Annotated in this window: 17 protein-coding genes; 7 read left to right on the top strand and 10 right to left on the bottom strand. The window is 73.9% G+C overall.

The genetic code is table 11. From position 1 onward, the window contains the following. Positions 1-110: 110 nt before the first annotated feature. The 4 genes from ABEB07_RS33010 to xylB all read right to left on the bottom strand — a co-directional run bounded on the left by ABEB07_RS33010 (position 111) and on the right by xylB (position 6,135). A complete protein-coding gene (locus ABEB07_RS33010) occupies positions 111-2,192 on the bottom strand; it encodes a SpoIIE family protein phosphatase (RefSeq protein ID WP_345671715.1) in 2,082 nt (693 codons plus the stop codon). 275 nt (positions 2,193-2,467) lie between these two features. Then, positions 2,468-3,070 (bottom strand): N-acetylmuramoyl-L-alanine amidase, encoded by a 603-nt coding sequence (locus ABEB07_RS33005; protein WP_164581996.1) that lies wholly within the window; start codon positions 3,068-3,070, stop codon positions 2,468-2,470. A 331-nt stretch (positions 3,071-3,401) separates the two neighbouring features. Continuing rightward, complete coding sequence (locus ABEB07_RS33000) at positions 3,402-4,610, bottom strand: ROK family transcriptional regulator (protein WP_345671713.1); 1,209 nt, start codon at positions 4,608-4,610, stop codon at positions 3,402-3,404. Positions 4,611-4,689: 79 nt separating this feature from the next. Further along, positions 4,690-6,135 carry a xylulokinase gene (gene xylB, locus ABEB07_RS32995; protein WP_345671712.1) on the bottom strand — a complete coding sequence of 482 codons (1,446 nt, stop codon included), beginning with the start codon at positions 6,133-6,135 and terminating at the stop codon, positions 4,690-4,692. Positions 6,136-6,315: 180 nt separating this feature from the next. Here xylB and xylA point away from each other — a divergent pair, with 180 nt between their 5' ends. The 3 genes from xylA to ABEB07_RS32980 all read left to right on the top strand — a co-directional run bounded on the left by xylA (position 6,316) and on the right by ABEB07_RS32980 (position 9,153). Further along, positions 6,316-7,482 (top strand): xylose isomerase, encoded by a 1,167-nt coding sequence (gene xylA, locus ABEB07_RS32990; RefSeq protein WP_345671711.1) that lies wholly within the window; start codon positions 6,316-6,318, stop codon positions 7,480-7,482. Positions 7,483-7,748: 266 nt separating this feature from the next. Continuing rightward, positions 7,749-8,804 carry a fatty acid desaturase family protein gene (locus ABEB07_RS32985; RefSeq protein WP_345671710.1) on the top strand — a complete coding sequence of 352 codons (1,056 nt, stop codon included), beginning with the start codon at positions 7,749-7,751 and terminating at the stop codon, positions 8,802-8,804. 166 nt (positions 8,805-8,970) lie between these two features. After that, positions 8,971-9,153 (top strand): hypothetical protein, encoded by a 183-nt coding sequence (locus tag ABEB07_RS32980; RefSeq protein WP_164582005.1) that lies wholly within the window; start codon positions 8,971-8,973, stop codon positions 9,151-9,153. A 17-nt stretch (positions 9,154-9,170) separates the two neighbouring features. Here the strand turns inward: ABEB07_RS32980 and ABEB07_RS32975 are convergent, their stop codons facing one another. Continuing rightward, positions 9,171-10,085: a hypothetical protein gene (locus tag ABEB07_RS32975; RefSeq protein WP_345671709.1), complete on the bottom strand. Its 915-nt coding sequence runs from the start codon at positions 10,083-10,085 to the stop codon at positions 9,171-9,173. 135 nt (positions 10,086-10,220) lie between these two features. Continuing rightward, positions 10,221-10,520, bottom strand: a complete 300-nt coding sequence (locus ABEB07_RS32970; protein ID WP_345671707.1) for a hypothetical protein — start codon at positions 10,518-10,520, stop codon at positions 10,221-10,223. A gap of 95 nt (positions 10,521-10,615) precedes the next feature. Between ABEB07_RS32970 and ABEB07_RS32965 the strand changes: the two genes are divergently transcribed. Then, positions 10,616-11,524, top strand: coding sequence for an oxygenase MpaB family protein (locus ABEB07_RS32965; RefSeq protein WP_345671706.1), 909 nt, complete (start codon positions 10,616-10,618; stop codon positions 11,522-11,524). Here ABEB07_RS32965 and ABEB07_RS32960 read toward each other — a convergent pair. Then, the gene (locus ABEB07_RS32960; RefSeq protein ID WP_345671737.1) at positions 11,501-12,034 is read right to left on the bottom strand and encodes a PadR family transcriptional regulator; all 534 of its coding nucleotides are present in this window, start codon (positions 12,032-12,034) and stop codon (positions 11,501-11,503) included. The genes ABEB07_RS32965 and ABEB07_RS32960 overlap by 24 nt on opposite strands. Before the next feature lie 126 nt (positions 12,035-12,160). Here ABEB07_RS32960 and ABEB07_RS32955 point away from each other — a divergent pair, with 126 nt between their 5' ends. After that, positions 12,161-12,916, top strand: coding sequence for an alpha/beta fold hydrolase (locus ABEB07_RS32955; protein WP_345671705.1), 756 nt, complete (start codon positions 12,161-12,163; stop codon positions 12,914-12,916). Positions 12,917-12,951: 35 nt separating this feature from the next. On the opposite strand, the gene ABEB07_RS32950 is transcribed toward ABEB07_RS32955, so the two are convergent. After that, complete coding sequence (locus ABEB07_RS32950) at positions 12,952-13,551, bottom strand: class I SAM-dependent methyltransferase (RefSeq protein ID WP_176148065.1); 600 nt, start codon at positions 13,549-13,551, stop codon at positions 12,952-12,954. A gap of 51 nt (positions 13,552-13,602) precedes the next feature. After that, complete coding sequence (locus ABEB07_RS32945; protein WP_176148064.1) at positions 13,603-14,031, bottom strand: PPOX class F420-dependent oxidoreductase; 429 nt, start codon at positions 14,029-14,031, stop codon at positions 13,603-13,605. A gap of 97 nt (positions 14,032-14,128) precedes the next feature. Between ABEB07_RS32945 and ABEB07_RS32940 the strand changes: the two genes are divergently transcribed. Beyond that, the gene (locus ABEB07_RS32940; protein ID WP_164585646.1) at positions 14,129-14,542 is read left to right on the top strand and encodes a roadblock/LC7 domain-containing protein; all 414 of its coding nucleotides are present in this window, start codon (positions 14,129-14,131) and stop codon (positions 14,540-14,542) included. Positions 14,543-14,665: 123 nt separating this feature from the next. Beyond that, a complete protein-coding gene (locus tag ABEB07_RS32935) occupies positions 14,666-15,700 on the top strand; it encodes a DUF6397 family protein (RefSeq protein ID WP_345671704.1) in 1,035 nt (344 codons plus the stop codon). Between the two features lie 43 nt (positions 15,701-15,743). On the opposite strand, the gene ABEB07_RS32930 is transcribed toward ABEB07_RS32935, so the two are convergent. Further along, positions 15,744-16,610, bottom strand: a complete 867-nt coding sequence (locus tag ABEB07_RS32930) for an acyl-CoA thioesterase (RefSeq protein ID WP_345671703.1) — start codon at positions 16,608-16,610, stop codon at positions 15,744-15,746. Between the last annotated feature and the right edge of the window lie 6 nt (positions 16,611-16,616).

Genomic DNA, 16,616 nt, shown 5'->3' with positions numbered 1-16,616 from the left:
GCGGCTCCGGTGATCGGTCGGATCGGACACGCGGCTCGGGCCCGGCCAGCGTAGCGAAGGCGCCGGACGCGCGAGGGCGTGCCGGGGATCGCGGCCGCGCCGTACCGGTGTCAGTGGCGGTCCGGGAGGGGCTGCTCGGCCCAGACGGTCTTGCCCTCGGCCGCGTATCTGATGCCCCAGTTCTGGGCCAGCTGGGCGGTGAGGAACAGACCGCGGCCGCCCTCGTCGGCCACGTGCGCGTGGCGCAGGTGCGGCGCGGCCGGGCTGGCGTCGCGCACCTCGCAGGTGAGGCTGCGGTCCCGGATCAGCCGGATCTCGATGGGCGGGGTCCCGTAGCGGACCGCGTTGGTGACCAGTTCGCTGACGATGAGCTGGGTGTCGGACGACGTCTCGTCGTCCACGCCCCAGTCGGCGAGCTGCCGGCGGGTGCGGTGCCGTGCGGTGGCCACCGAGGTGCGGTCGGCTTCGAGGCGCCAGGTGACGAAGTCGGACGCCGGGAAGGCCCGGGTACGGGCGATGATCACCGCCGCGTCGCCCGCGCCCAGCCCGTCCGGCAGGGCGTAGGCGACGGCGTCGCACAGGTCGCGCAACGGCCGCTCCGCGTAGTCCGGCGCCGCCCGCAACTGCGCCGACGACTCCGCCAGATACTCGGTGACCAGCGGATCACTGGTGAACACCAGCACGCTGCCGGGCGGCACCTCGAACTCCGCCGTCGCGAACGGCGCGTCCTCCGTCGCGCCCAGGCACGGCCCCGACGGGGTGTCCGGGACGGTGACTGCGTGGCCGGGGCGGACCACGACCGGGGCCAGCCGTCCGGCCGTCGCCAGCACACAGGTCCCGGCCAGCGGGTCGTGCACGGCGTACACGCAGTTCGCGGTGAGCGCCTCCCGGCGCAGCGGATCGCCCAGCGGCAGGTTCGCCCGCTCGAAGGCCAGCTCGATCGCCGTGTCGTGCAGCCGGGCCAGCAACTCGTCCGGGGCGAGATCGAACGCCGCAAGGGACCGTACGACCGTGCGCAGCTGCCCCATGGTGGCCGCCGCGTTCAGACCCCGCCCGGAGACGTTGCCGACCACGAGCGCCGTACGCGCCCCGGACAGCGCGATGGAGTCGTACCAGGCGCCGGGATCGCCGCCCGTGACCGACAGGTAGGAGGTCTCCAGCGACGTGTGCGCCTCGGGACGGCGGGGCAGCAGCTGGCGCTGGACCGTGGCCGCGATGGTGTGCTCGCGGATGAAGCGACGGGCGTTGTCGATGCCCAGCGCCGTGTGCGCGGCCAGCTCGACCGCCAGCTGCCGGTCGCCCGAGTCGAACGGCGGCGACTCCCCGGCCCGGTACAGGCTCACCAGACCCAGCACCGCGTCGCGCAGCGCCAGCGGCACCACCAGCAGCGTGTGGGAGCTGGAGGAGTGCATGGCCTCCGTGCGCGCCGGGTCGACGGGCATCCACGGCGCTCCCGGGCGCAGCGGGACCACCCGGGGGCGCAGGTCGCTCAGCGCCTGGGTGAACGGCGTGGGCGCCGGCAGCCGGCGCACCTCGCCGACGGGGAAGGCCTGCGGCGGATGCGCCGCGCCGCTGCGGAACGCGGTGCGCATCAGCGGCGTCCCCGGCGGCATGGGGGCCGGCGGCGGCTCGTCGCCGCGGATCACCGAGTCCACCACCTCGACGACGGCGACGTCGGCGAACTCCGGAACCAACGCCGAGACGAGCTCCGAGCCGGTCACCGCCGGGTCCAGGGCCCGCCCCACCTGGCGCCGCACGGCGTCGAGCACCTCGGCGCGCGAGCGGCCCCGCTCGCGTTCGGTGACGTCGATGGCGGTGACCGCCAGACCGAGCACCTCGTGGTCGCCGTCCTCCAGCCGCAGTGCGGTGATCTCGAAGTAGCGCTGCTCCGGTGGCTCCCCCTTGGTCCGCGCGCGGACGATGTGCTGCCACAGCGGCTCGCCGGTCTCCAGCACGTCCCGGAGGACGATCTCCGCCTCGTTGCCCTCGACCATGTGGTAGACGTCGCGGATCGGCCGTCCGACGAAGTCGTCCGGGGCCACGCCCCGGGTCGCGGGCATCGCCGTGTTCAGCCGCACCACCCGCAGCTCCGGATCGAGCAGGTGGAGCCCGACGGGCGAGGTCGTGAACAGGGCCTGCAGCATAGCCGCCGAGGTCTCGTCCACGGGCCGGCCCGGATCACCGTGCGCCACTGGGACCTCCTTCGGGCCGCGAGCCGGTGCGCCCGCAGCGGCTCGCGGCCGAGGGCGCGCTTCCAGCCTGCTCCAGCCGCAGGCCCGTCGCATGCGCAGCGCCCGGGGTGCGGGCCGCGGACGCGGCCGACCGGACGCACCCGGCTCGCCGGGCACGACCCGCGGTGATCCCGCCGCGGGGGACGGCCCGCGGTGACCTTGCCGCGGGGCGCCGCCGCCGGGTCGCGGTGCCGGCCCTGCTGCCGGGGCCGCCGCCGGGTCACGGTCCGGGTCCGTCAGGAGAAGTTGACCATTCTTATGTAGCGGACCCAGTCCCAGTACGGTCCGGGGTCGGTGTGGTCCGTGCCCGGCACCTCGTAGTGCCCGATGATGTGGGCGCGGTCCTTGGGGATGCCGTAGCGGTCGCAGACGGCCGCGGTGAGTTGGGCCGACTGGGCGTACAGGGCGTTGGTGAAGTAGGCCGGCTGGTCCACCCAGCCCTCGTGCTCGATGCCGATGCTGCGGGTGTTGTAGTCCCAGTTCCCCGCGTGCCAGGCGATGTTCGCCTCGCTCACGCACTGCGTGACGTGTCCGTCGGCGGACCGGACGAGGTAGTGCGCGGACACCTTCTTCTGCGGGTTCTGGAAGATGGCCAGCGTGTTGGCGTACGTCTCCTGCGTGACGTGGACGATCACTCGGTCGACGGAGTAGCTGGTGGGCCGGTTGGACGCCGTGTAGTTGCCGGAGCTCGCCGGCTGCCAGTCCACGGGCGGGTAGACGGCGCCCTGGGCGCGGGCGGCCGAAGGGGAGGCGGGGAGTAAGACGGAGGGGACGGCGGCGAGGGCGGCGGCGCCCAGGATGATCCGCCGTCTGCTGGGCGGGGGTCCGGCCCGGTCCATGGCGGTGACCTTTCTCGTGAGGGGGTGCTCGGCTGCGTGCGTCTCTCGCGGGGTGCTCGGCCGCGGGGGACGCGGGGCGGTGCGGCGAGTGTCACGCACGGCCGGCCGCTCCTCGCGGAGCCCGGCCGCACGTGTGGGGCGGGTGTCGCGCCGATGGCCGCGCATGCCGCGTCCGTCCGCGCCGCGTGCCGCCGTCCCGGGCCCGGGGACGGCGCCTCGCGGGAATCACGGTACGGCGCTCGCGGGTCGCGCAGAAGAGCGCGGCGGACTTCCGTGGACAGACGGCGAGTTGTGGACAACTCCGCCACCCGGACGGGTGAATGACGGCCCGTCAGCCGTGTTCGGCGATCGCCGCCGGGTCGTCCAGGACGGCCCGCACCACCGAGTGCGCGGCGCCCAGCAGTGGCCCCTCGGGACCCAGCCGGGAGACCGTGACCGGGCAGGCCGGACCGGCGGTGCGCCGGTCCAGCTCGGCGTCCAGCGCCGGCAGGAGCCACGGGGCCAGTTCCGCCAGCGCGCCGCCCAGCACGACGGCCTCGGGGTCGAGCAGGTTGACCGCGCCGGTCAGGGCGATCCCGAGGGCCCGGCCGGCGTCGCGCAGCGCCCGCCGCACGCCCTCGTCTCCGTCGGCGGCGCGGGTGGCCAGCAGTCCCACCCGGCCCTCGCCCGCCGTCAGACCGGCCGCCCGCAGCACGGCCTCCTCGCCCGCGTACTGCTCCAGACAGCCGCGTCCGCCGCACGGACAGGCGGGCCCCTCCGGTTCGATGGGGACATGCCCGAGTTCGCCCGCGAAGCCGCGCGTTCCGCGCAGCAGCCGGCCGTCCACCACGACGGCGGCGCCGATGCCGATCTCCGCCGACACGTGCAGGAAGTCCGGCGGAGTGCCCTGGCCTAGCCAGAGTTCCGCGAGGGCGCCGAAGTTCGCCTCGTTGTCCACGGTCAGGGAGAGCCCGTCCGGCAGCAGGGCGCTCAGGTCGGTGTCGTGCCAGTCGAGGTTGGGCGCCCGCACGACCGTACGGCCGTCCCGGGCGATCAGGCCGGGCACCGCGACGGCGAGCCCCGCCGGCCACAGGCCCTGCTCCTCCGCCTCGGCGACCACCTGGGATATCAGCGCCGTGAGGTCCTCGGCCACCGGCCGGGGTGAGCGGCCGCGGTTCGTGCCGTGCCGTACGGCGCGCGCCCGCACCTCACCCCGCAGATCGACCACGCAGGCCGCCAGGTGATCGACGCCGACCTCGGCGCCGACCCCGGCCGGGCCGTGCCCGCTGACGGTGAGCGCCGAGCCGGGCCGGCCCACCCGGCCGGGCCGCTCGGGGCCCAGCTCCTCCAGCAGTCCCGAGCGGATCAGCTCGTCCACGAGGGTGGAGACCGCCGCCCGGGTCAGCCCGATGCGGGAGGCGACCGCCGCTCTCGACAGCGGGCCCTCGGCGCTGACCGTGTGCATGACCCGCGCCAGGTTGCGGCGGCGCATGCCCTGCTGGGTGTCGGGCAGCGTCCGCCCGGGGCCTGCCGGGCGGGGTTCGTGCAGCGGTGCGCTCATGCCTCCGTCGTCCTCGGTCGGTGTCCGGCCGGCGGGCGTCCGCCGGTTCCCCTTCGGCGGGTCTGCCCGGTGCGTCCGGTCAGTGGTTCCGCGTCCCCCGCTCCAGCAGCGGGGCCGCGTCGGAGAGTACCCCGGAGATCCGCGCGAGTGTCGTGTCGTCCCGCTCCACGGCCGCCAGCACCGGGCCGTCGGCCGTCCTCCAGCGCCGGGCGACCGCCGCCGGGTCCTCCCCGGTCAGCAGGGCCGCCGCCTGCGCCGCGGCGCCCAACGCGACCAGTTCCCGGGCCTCGGGCACCTGGACCGGCCGGCCCGACAGCCGCCGTACGGTCTGCTGCCAGGCCGTGCCGCGGGCGCCGCCGCCGATCAGCAGCAGGGGAGTGGTGCGGTCGGCGTCCTGGTCGAGGACCCGGTCCAGCGCGCCGAGCAGCGAGTGGACGGCGCCGTCGTAGGCCGCCTGGAGCAGCTGGCCCGCGGTGGTGTCGTGGCGCAGCCCGTGCAGCAGTCCTGAGGCGTCCGGGAGGTTCGGGGTGCGCTCGCCGTCCAGGTAGGGGAGCAGGGTGACGGCGCCGCCCGGCTCCACCGCCTCCCGATCGCGGCCGAGCAGGGCGGCGATCCGGTCGACGGCGAGCGTGCAGTTCAGGGTGCAGGCCAGCGGCAGCCAGTCGCCGCGCGCGTCGGCGAAGCCCGCCACGGTGCCCGACGGGTCGGCGGGGCGGTGCACGGACACCGCGTACACCGTGCCCGAGGTGCCGAGACTCAGTACCGGTGTTCCGGGGCGCAGTCCGAGACCGAGCGCGGCGGCGGCGTTGTCGCCGGTGCCGGGAGCGACCAGGGTGCCCTTGGAGAAGGGCAGGTCGTGGACGTCGCGCACGGTGCCGGCCACCTCGCCGGGCCGCACCAGACGGGGCAGCAGCGCCGGGTCGAGGCCGACGCGGCCGAGGATGTCCTCGTCGTACGTCTCGGTCGCCGACGCCCACCAGCCCGTTCCGGAGGCGTCGCCCCGGTCGGTGGTGCCCTCTCCGGTCAGACGCCCGGTCAAGTAGTCGTGCGGCAGGCGCACCGCCGCCGTCGACCGGGCCGCCTCCGGCTCGTTCTCGGCGAGCCAGGCCCACTTCGTGACGGTGAAGGAGGCGCCCGGGACGCTGCCCGTGCGCTCTGACCACGCCGTGGCGCCGCCCAGCTCCGCGACCAGCCGTCGGGCCTGCGGGGCGGAGCGCACGTCGTTCCACAGCAGCGCCGGCCGTACCGGCTCGCCCCGCCCGTCCAGGGTGACCAGTCCGTGCTGCTGGCCGGCCACCGACACGGCGGCGGCCTCGTGCGCCGCCTCGCCGCAACTGTGCAGCGCCGCGCGCAGCGCGTCCCACCACTGGCGCGGGTCGCTCTCCCGGCCGGCCCCGCCGGAGACGGTGTGCGGCGCCTGGCCGCTCGCCACGACGCGACCGGTGGCCGCGTCGACGACGAGCACCTTGGTGGACTGGGTGGACGAGTCCACACCGACGACGAGCGGACCCTCGGCTGCTGACATCGGCTCTCCCTCCTTTTCGCGGCTCACCGCATCTGACCAGCGGTTCTCTTGGTCCAGTGGGTCCGACCGACGGGGTGGAACCCAGGTCGGGACCCTCCTGTCCCTTCCCAGGGACGCGTCGGCATACTAATTTGTAAATCGCCATGACGAAATAGTCGCAAGCGAGCAAGGAGCCGCGGCATGAACTACCAGCCCACCCCCGAGGACAGGTTCACCTTCGGCCTGTGGACCGTCGGCTGGCAGGGACGGGACCCGTTCGGCGACGCCACCCGCAGCGCTCTCGACCCCGTCAAGACGGTGCGGCGCCTGGCGGAACTGGGCGCCCACGGAGTGACCTTCCACGACGACGACCTGATCCCCTTCGGGTCCTCCGAGACCGAGCGCGACACGCACGTCAAGCGCTTCCGCCAGGCGCTCGACGCGACCGGCCTGACCGTGCCGATGGCCACCACCAACCTCTTCACGCACCCCGTCTTCAAGGACGGCGCGTTCACCGCCAACGACCGCGACGTGCGCCGCTACGCCCTGCGCAAGACGATCCGCAACATCGACCTGGCCGCCGAGCTGGGCGCGAAGACGTATGTCGCCTGGGGCGGCCGCGAGGGCGCCGAGTCCGGCGCGGCCAAGGACGTGCGCGCCGCCCTCGACCGCATGAAGGAGGCGTTCGACCTCCTCGGCGAGTACGTCACCACCCAGGGCTACGACCTGCGCTTCGCCATCGAGCCCAAGCCCAACGAGCCGCGCGGCGACATCCTGCTGCCCACCGTCGGCCACGCGCTGGCGTTCATCGAGCGCCTGGAGCGCCCCGAGCTGTACGGCGTCAACCCGGAGGTGGGCCACGAGCAGATGGCCGGCCTCAACTTCCCGCACGGCATCGCCCAGGCCCTGTGGGCCGGCAAGCTCTTCCACATCGACCTCAACGGCCAGTCCGGCATCAAGTACGACCAGGACCTGCGGTTCGGCGCCGGTGACCTGCGCGCCGCCTTCTGGCTGGTCGACCTGCTGGAGAGCGCCGGCTACGACGGCCCGCGGCACTTCGACTTCAAGCCGCCGCGGACCGAGGACGTCGACGGCGTGTGGGCCTCGGCGGCCGGCTGCATGCGCAACTACCTCATCCTCAAGGAGCGCGCCGCGGCCTTCCGCGCCGACCCGGAGGTCCAGGAGGCCCTGCGCGCCTCCCGCCTCGACGAGTTGGCGCAGCCCACGGCCCCGGACGGCCTGCGGGCGCTGCTCGCCGACGCCTCGTCCTTCGAGGACTTCGACGTCGACGCGGCCGCCGCGCGCGGGATGGCCTTCGAGCGGCTGGACCAGCTGGCGATGGACCACCTGCTGGGAGCCCGCGGCTGACCCGACGGGCGGACGAAGGCCGTGGTGCACGCGCGCGTGCACCACGGCCTTCGCGCTTCTCGGGTGCGCTTCTCGGCCGGCGCTTCTCGGACACGAGCCGTGCGCGCGCTGGGGAGGACCGCACCCTTACGGGTGCCGTCAGCCCCCCTCCCGCGCGCGGGGCTGGCCCCCGGCTTTCCAGGGTGCTGGCGCCATGGCCGGCGCAGGGCTCCGATCCGTACGTTTCCTGAGGTCAGGACGTTACCGAGAGAGCCGGAGACCCCGCCATGCCCCAGCCAGCCGCCACCGTCGCGGACGGTCTCGCAGCGAGGACCGGTGAGCCGTCCGCCGGCAGCGAGTTCTCCCCCTTGTTGCGCACGGTCCGGGCCCACGGACTCCTGAGGCGACGCCACGCCTGGTACGCCCGCGTGGTCGCGGGCAACGCGCTCGCCCTGGCGGGCGTCGTCACCGGGCTGGTGCTGATCGGCGACTCCTGGTGGGCGCTGCTCCTGGCCGCGCCGCTCGCCGTGCTCTTCGCGCGCACCGCGTTCATCGGCCACGACGCGGGCCACGCGCAGATCACCGGCCGCAAGGACGTCGGCCGGCTGCTCGGGCTGGTGCACGGCAATCTGCTCCTCGGGCTCAGCCACGCCTGGTGGAACGCGAAGCACAACCGGCACCACGCCAACCCCAACCACCTGGAGAAGGACCCCGACGTCGCCGCCGACGTGCTGGTGTTCTCCGGTGGGCAGGCCGGCGGCCGGAAGGGCCTGCGCCGCTGGCTCACCCGCAACCAGGCGTGGCTCTTCTTCCCGCTCACCCTCCTGGAGGGCGTGGCCCTGAAGGTGCACAGCTTCCAGGACCTGCGCCGGCAGCCGCCGCGTGAGCGCCTGGTGGAGGGCGCGCTGCTCGTGGGGCACGTCGCGGCCTACTCGGGGCTGCTGCTCACCGTCCTGTCACCCGGTCGGGCCCTGGCGTTCGCCGCCCTCCACCAGGCGCTGTTCGGGCTGCACCTGGGCCTCGCCTTCGCGCCCAACCACAAGGGCATGGAGATGCCCGACCCGGACGGCGAGCGCTGGGGCCACCTGCGCCGACAGGTGCTCACCTCCCGCAACGTCCGCGGCGGCGCGCTGACGGACTGGTTCCTGGGCGGCCTGAACTACCAGATCGAGCACCATCTCTTCCCCAGCATGCCGCGGCCGCACCTGCGACGGGCACAGCCCCTGGTGCGCGCCCACTGCCGCGAGGTGGGCATCCCCTACACGGAGACCGGCCTCGTCGACTCCTACGCGCAGGCCCTGCGGCACCTGCACGAGGTGGGTGAACCGCTCAGGTCCCGGTAGGCGGCGGCGCCGCCCGGCGCCCGCGCGCCTCGGCGTCCCGGCCGCGCCCCTTAGGGGCAGGCTCCGGGACGACTCAGGGGCTTCTCGGGGACGCGGTCCGGAACCGCGGCGGGCACGGAGCCGTTTTCACGACAGAGAGCGGCAGTGGCCGCGAAGGAGGCGACAGATGTCGAAGAACGCGAAGATCGCCGCGGGCGGTGTGGCGGTCGGCCTGATCCTGCTGATCTGGCTGCCCTGGTGGGCCGTCCTCCTGGTCGTCCTGGGAGTCCCGGCCGCCGCCTACCTCGCGCTGGACCCGGCACAGCGACGGCGGCTGCGCCGTGTCACGCGCAAGGAACTCGGGCGCTGAGGGCCGGAGCGACCCGGTCAGTGCGGGCGCACCGCCAGTTTGTCGAGCGCCTGGAGCAGCCCGGGCAGCTCCGGTCCGCGGCCGACCGGCAGCACCTCACCGGGCTCCTCGTCCAGGAGCACGAAGGCCATGTCGTCGGTGCGGGCCACCATCGACCAGCCCGGACCGTCGGCGCGCAGAGTCCGCGCGTCGCCCGGGGCGAAGGAGGACCGCACGCGGCCCAGCGGCGGCGGTGCGTCCACGTACGCACGGGCCTCCGCCAGGACGCGCCGAACGCCGAGATGACTCGGGGGAGTCGTCTTCCGGCCGGACGCTGCGGAGGAGCCGTCGTCCGGTTCGGGGACCGGCTCGTGGGCCGTACGGGCTTCCGGCGCCGAGCCCGCTCCGGGCTCCCGCGCCGAGCTTGCTCCGGAACCGGCGGTCGTGCCGGCGGCGCCGTTCTCGATCTGGTCCCGCCACAGCGTCCACTGCCGCGCGATCTCGTCGGCGCCCAGGCGGCGCAGCGCCGAACCCCAGACGGCGGTGTCCGGCGGCGTCAGCAGCGGTCCGTCCGCCGTCTCGGGGTCCGGGTCGTGCGGCGCGGGCACGCCGGGAGCCGCGACGGCGAGAGCGAGGGGCCAGCCCGGCAGGGCGGTCACGACCGTGCGCGCGTCGGGCGACAGGTCGTACTCCATCCCGCAGTCCCAGGAGGCGATCGCGACGGCGACCAGTGAGACGTCGTCGACGACGACGGTCCACCGCGCCCCGGCGCCGTCCTGCCCCAGCACCAGGCCGTACCCGTCGGCCATCGGCGCCAGGCCGAGCGCCGCACAGGCCTCCGGATAGTCGTCGCCGAGCACGCTCGGGAACTGCGCGGGCGTCAGCAGCACCGCCGTGAGCACATAGAGCGCGTCGTCCGCGGCGGCGACGGCTTCCTCGTCCGTCCCGGCCATCCAGGCCTCCCCTCGGTTCGTCCAACCGCGCGCACCCTAGTGCGGCGGGAAGCCGGTTGTCACGACTCCTCGACTACCGGGACCTGCAGTTTTCCATCCGGACATGGGCGAAACGACCGTCGTCCCGGCGTGCTTTCAGGCCGCCGGGAGCCCCAGCAGCGCCCGCGCGACCGTCCGCGGCGACTCGCCCCGCTCCCGCGCCAGGGCGACCACCGCGCGGCAGGCCAGCTCACTGACGCCGAACGACAGCGCCTCCGGCGACACCCAGGCCGTCGCCTCGTCGACCCGCTCCTGGTCGTCCTCCGCACGGGCCGAGACGTAGACGGCGGCGGCCTCGAACAAGTTGGGCGTACGGGCCCCGCGTCCACCGCGGCCCTCCTCCACCCGCCACGAGGCGACGACCCTGGCGAAGGACATACGGAGCCTGCCGATCATGCGGACACCTTCTCCCTGCGTGATTCCCCGCGCCGACCGCGCATCTGTCGCCGCCCACCGTAGAGTTGGAGCACCGACGGCAGAAGGGGCACGGCGTGACGAAGCGGTTCGAGCGGCTGGAGCGCATCCGCCGCATGGATCCGGTGGCCGACGCTTCGGAGATCTACCGGCTCACCGTCGCCTACGAGTTCCCCTGGGACATCACCCGCGCGCTGGAACTCGCCCTCTACCGGACGTACGCCGTCCCGAGCATCGGCCGGCTGCTCGCCGAGACGGCGGAGCTGACCGACCGCACGCAAAAGCGCTACGACGACACCTCCCTGCTCCTCGACACCGTCGTCGAGCACGGCTTCGCGAGCGAGCCGGGCCGCACCGCGATCCGGCGCGTCAACCAGATGCACCGCAGCTACGACATCAGCGACGACGACATGCGCTACGTGCTGTGCACCTTCGTCGTCGTGCCGAAACGCTGGATCGACGCCTACGGTTGGCGCAGGCTCTCCCGTCACGAGACCGTCGCGTCCGCCGTCCACTACCGCACCCTCGGCCGGCACCTGGGAATCAAGGACATCCCCGAGACGTACGAGGAGTTCGAGGCCCACCTCGACGCCTACGAGGAGCTGAACTTCGGCTGGGACGCGCGCTCCCGCGAAGTCTCCGACGCGACGCTCGGCCTGATGACCTCCTGGTACCCGCGGCCCCTCGCGCCCCTGCTGCGCGGAGCCACCCTGGCCCTGCTCGACGAACCCCTGTTGAGGGCCTTCCGCTACGAGCCGCCGGCCGCCCTCACCCGTGCCCTCGTGCGCCGCGCGGTGCGCGCCCGGGGCCGGGCGGTGCGCCTGCTGCCACCGCGCCGGGCCCCGCACTTCGCACGGCAGAACTGGGAGATCAGGAGTTATCCGGACGGTTACCGGGTGGCCGACCTCGGCACCCGCCCGGTCCCCGGGCTGCGGGGCTGTCCCGTGCGGCACTCGGAGGGTTCAGCGGGCGACGCCCTCCAGTGAGGCGATCGTGGCGCGCAGCCAGGCGAGTTCGGCCCGTGTCGTGGCCCGCGCCACGGTGAGGATGCCACGCCGGAACGGGTCGTCCAGTTCCTCGGCGCGCAACGGCCGGTCGCCGTCGTAGAAGAAGCTGGCCGGCGTCTCCAGGAAGGCCAGCCTGCGCCGCAGCACGGTCGTCTGGGCGTGCGGTTCGGCGAGGTGTCTGAGGAAGGCCAGGACGGTGAACCAGCGGTTCTCGTCGGTGATGTCCCGCTGGACCGGTTCGGCGAGCCGGCGGCGCAGCTCGCCCCGGCCGTCCTCGGTGAGGGTGAGGACGTGGCGCGGCGCGGCCACGGCCCCCGGCTCGGTGGCCCGTTGGAGCAGTCCCGCCTTCTCCAGCCGTTTGATCGCCGGGTAGAGCGTGCTCTCGGCGACGGGCCGGACGTGCCCCGTCAGTGCCGTGATGCGTTTGCGCAGCTCGTACCCGTGCAGCGGGGTGTCGTAGAGGAAACCGAGGATCGCCAGTTCCAGCATGCCCGCATTCTCTCGCATGAGCGAAGTACATCGGCTCCTTTGTGTATCGAGAAGGCAATACATCGAATCCGATGTATCCTCTGGAGTGCTGCCGACCGAGGTGGCGGAACCGTGAGGGAGGGCGATGTGAGACAGGCCGAGTTCGACAGCAGGGGCAGCCGTATCCGCTGGACGGAGGTGCCCGGGGAGCATCCCGCACGGGTCTATGTGCACGGACTGGGGTCGGTCTCCTCCGTGTACCACGCGCACATCGCGGCCCGTCCCGAACTGGCGGGCCGGCGCAGTCTCTTCGTCGATCTGCCCGGCCACGGCATCAGCGACCGCCCCGCGCACTTCGGCTACACCCTGGAGGACCACGCGGACGCCCTGGCCGCGGCGCTGGACGCCGCCAAGGTGTCCGGTTGTGAGCTGATCGGGCACAGCATGGGCGGCGCCGTCGCGATCGTGCTGGCCCACCGCAGAGCCGATCTAGTCTCCCGGCTGGTCCTCGCGGAGGCCAATCTCGACCCGTCCCCGCCGCCCACGGCGGGCAGCAGCGGCATCGCCTCCTTCGAGGAGGAGGCGTTCGTCGACGACGGCTACGCGCGCGTGCTGCACAGCGTCGGCCCCCTGTGGGCGGCGACCATGCGCCTGACCGACCCGCGCGCCCTGCACCGCAGCGCGGTGGGCCTGCGGCGCGGCTCCGACCCCACGATGCGCCGCATCCTGGAGGAGCTCCCCGTCGACCGGCTCTACCTGCTGGGCGAGCACAGCGGTGAACTGCCGGACCGAGACGGCCTCCAAGCGACGGGAGTCCGTGTGGTGACCGTGCCCGGGGCCGGTCACAACATCATGTTCGACAACCCGGACGTGTTCACGGCGGCCGTCGCCGGAAGCCTCTGAGCGCTCCCCCCTTCGCGCGGGCGGGGCGAGCGGTGTCAGTCCTCGCGCACCGCCAGCGCGAGGAAGCGGGCGTCCTCGTCGGTGTACGAGGTCATGCGCCACCCGGAACCGGCCAGCAGCGGGCGGAGGTTGGACTCCGCGCGCAGGTCGTCCGGTGTGATCCGCCGTCCCTGCCGCGCCGCGAGCGCCGCCCGGCCGATCGGGTGGAACAGCGCCAGCGTGCCGCCGCGCCGCACCACCCGCCGCAACTCCCGCAGATCGCGGGCGGGATCGGGCAGGTGCGCGACGAGGCCGGCGGCGAACACGGCGTCGAGGGAGCGGGACCCGAGCGGCAGCGCGCCGACATCGGCGAGCAGCAGCCGCCCGTCCCGGTCCCGGCCGGCCCGCACGGCGGCGGCCAGCATGGCCCAGGTGAGATCGACGCCCACGACGACGCCGGAGGTGCCCACGGCGGCACGCAGCTCGGGCAGGGCGCGCCCGGTGCCGCATCCCGCGTCGAGCACCCGGTCGCCCTCGCGCAGTCCGAGTTCGGCGACCGCCGCCGCGTAGGCGGGGCCGTCGTCCGGGAACTTCCCGTCCCAGTCGGCGGCGCGCGCGGTGAAGAACTCACGGACGTGGGTGTGATCCTCGCTCATGTCCGCATGATCCCCCATCGCGGCGGACCGCGCGGTGGTCCGCGGGCCGCCTCAGTCCGCGAGGTCCCGCACCGCGACCACCTTGTCGACCGTGACCCGGACCAGGAGCTCGCCCGGGACGCCGTTGCGCGTCCCGAACTCCTCGGCGCGGTCCTCGCCCATGTACCGCCCCCCGATCCGGCCGGCCCAGTGGCGCAGCTCGTCCAGGTCCTCGGACAGCCGGGCGCGCCCCTGCAACACCACGAAGCTGAATGGCGGCCGGTCGTCGTCCACACACAGGGCGACCCGGTCGTCACGCGCCAGATTCCGGCCCTTCACCGTCTCCTTGCCGGTGTTGAACACCACGTCGTCCCCGTCCAGCAGGAACCAGATCGGCGCGACGTGCGGACTACCGTCCGCCCGGACGGTCGACAGTTTGCCGGTGCGCGTACCGGACGAGACGAACGTCCGCCATTCCTCATCGGTCATGTTCTGTGCCATGTGCCCATCTTGCTTGCCGCCACGGCGGCGGTGGGGAAGGCTGGCGGGGAGATTCCTCCGGGCCACGGGGGAGACGCCCACGGGGGGAGACCGCGGCATGGCGCACAAGCAGACACTCGGCTGGTTACTCGACGACCTGACCGAGCGGGTGGAGCACGTACGGCACGCCCTGGTCCTGTCGAACGACGGACTGGTCACCGGAGCGAGCACGGGGCTGCGGCGCGAGGACGCGGAACACCTCGCGGCCGTCTCGTCCGGGCTGCACAGCCTGGCCAGAGGCTCCGGACGCCACTTCGGTGCGGGCTCGGTGCGGCAGACGATGGTCGAGTTCGACGAAGCGGTGCTGTTCGTCACGGCCGCGGGCGCGGGCAGCTGCCTGTGCGTCCTCAGCGGCGCCGAGGCCGACATCGGCCAGATCGGCTACGAGATGACCCTGCTGGTGAACCGGGTCGGCGAGCACCTCGACGTCGACGCCCGCAGACCCGACGACGATCCGCCCGCACGCTACTGACCTGCGTGTTCGCGGCCTCCCGTGGAGTTGTCCACAGGCTCGCGCGGAGATCTCCGGCACCGGCTACGGTTTTTCGCAGGTGAGCGCAGACGGCGCAGCCACCCACCGCACGGGGGTACGGACATGTCCGGCAACACCATCACACGCGAGACGGCAACGGACGAGATCAGGCCGACGGCGGGCCCGGCCGGCCGCCGCGCAACACCCTTCGCACAGGGGCGAGCGGCTCACGAACTCGGCCTGAAGCGGCACGAGTTCGACCTGGCCGTCCAACTCGGCCACATCCGCACCCTGCCCGACGAAGGCGGTGGCGGCCGGCGCGTCGCCCGAGCCGAGGTCCAGCGCCTGCTGGCCTCGGAGGGCTTCCCGCAGGCGCTGCGGCAGCGGGTCGCGGCCGTGGGGACCAAGGACGGCGCGGAGATCATGCGGGTGACCGCGGCGAGGTTCACGCGGCTGGCCCGCTCGGGTCTGGTGGTGCCCGTCGGCTTCTATCTCAACCGGTACAAGGCGGTGGTCTGGCGCTATCTGGCCGACGAGCTGCGGGAGTTCGCGGCCGACGCCGAGCACGCCGAGCTGCTGACCAAGCCGCTGCCCGAAAGGCTGCGCGACCAGCTGGACGCGGGCCTCGACCTGCGCCCGCGCAACTGGCGCGGCCGGCACCTCGGCTTCCTGCTGCGCCAGGCCGACGACCCGTGGGAGCGCGCCGCGGCGGTGGCCTCACTGCTGGACCAGCCGGACGTCTCCGAGATCGTCACGGACCCCTGTGAACGCGCGTGGCTCAACCGCTTCCTGCCTCCTGCGGAAACCCACGGCGCGCCGGGATCGTCCGCGGCCCACCTCACCGAGCGGATCACGACGGCGCAGGACGCCGACGAGATCGACTGGCTCCGGGCGGACCTGGCAGGAGCGGTCGCCGAAGCCCGGGCCTGCCATCCGGCGCCCCGCCCGGTGCCCCGTCCGGCTCCTCGGCACAGCGACCACCGCAGCCCGCGGGCACCGCACCCGCGCCCACGCCCCGCCGCAGGGACCGGTTCGGCCCGGCCCGCTCAGCGGCCCGACCGGTGCGGTGACTCCGGACCGGCCGGACCGGCCGGCGCCTCCGGGCGGTCGCACGGCCTGCTGCGCCGGATCTTCCGCAGAGGCGCCGCACGCCGGTGACCAGCGCCCGCGGCCGGTACGCGTGCGGCTGCCGGAGGGGCGGTTACAGGGAGCGGAACAGTCCCTCCTGGACCACCGACACCAGCAGACGCCCCTGCGTGTCGTAGATCCGGCCGCGGGCCAGGCCCCGGCCGCCCGTCGCGATCGGGGACTCCTGGTCGTACAGGAACCACTCGTCCGCGCGGAAGGGCCGGTGGAACCACATGGCGTGGTCCAGCGAGGCCATGTCGAAGCCCCGCGGCCCCCACAGCGGTTCGACCGGCAGCCGCACCGCGTCGAGCAGCGTCATGTCACTGGCGTAGGTGAGCGCGCAGGTGTGCACCAGCGGGTCGTCGCCCAGCGGACCCACCGCGCGCATCCACACCGCGCTGCGCGGCTCGGCGTCCCGCACCTCCTCGGCGGTCCAGCGCAGCCGGTCCGCGTACCGGATGTCGAAGGGCTGGCGGCGTGCCATGCGCTCCCACTGCTCGGGCAGCGCGCCCAGATGCTCCTGGATCTCCTGCGCCACCGTCGGCAGGGAATCCGGGTCCGGGACCTCGCGGGCCGGCGGCAGCTGGTGCTCGAAACCCCCCTGTTCAGGCTTGTGGAAGGAGGCGGTGAGATTGAAGATCGTGCGGCCCTGCTGCACCGCGGTGACCCGGCGGGTCGTGAAGGACCGCCCGTCCCGTATCCGTTCGACCTGGTACACGATCGGCACCCCGGGCCGGCCGGGACGCAGGAAGTACGCGTGCAGCGAGTGCACCGGGCGCCCGCCGTCCGTGGTGCGCCCGGCGGCGACCAGCGCCTGGCCCGCCACCTGGCCGCCGAAGACCCGTTGCAGGGACTCCTGCGGACTGCGGCCGCGGAAGATGTTGACCTCGATCTGTTCCAGGTCCAGCAGGTCGACGAGGCTGTCGGCCGGGTTGGTCATGAGGGG

It is taken from the genome of Streptomyces similanensis (assembly GCF_039543625.1).
GTDB classification, from domain to species: Bacteria; Actinomycetota; Actinomycetes; order Streptomycetales; family Streptomycetaceae; genus Streptomyces; species Streptomyces similanensis.
This window is presented reverse-complemented; position numbering and strand designations above follow the sequence as displayed.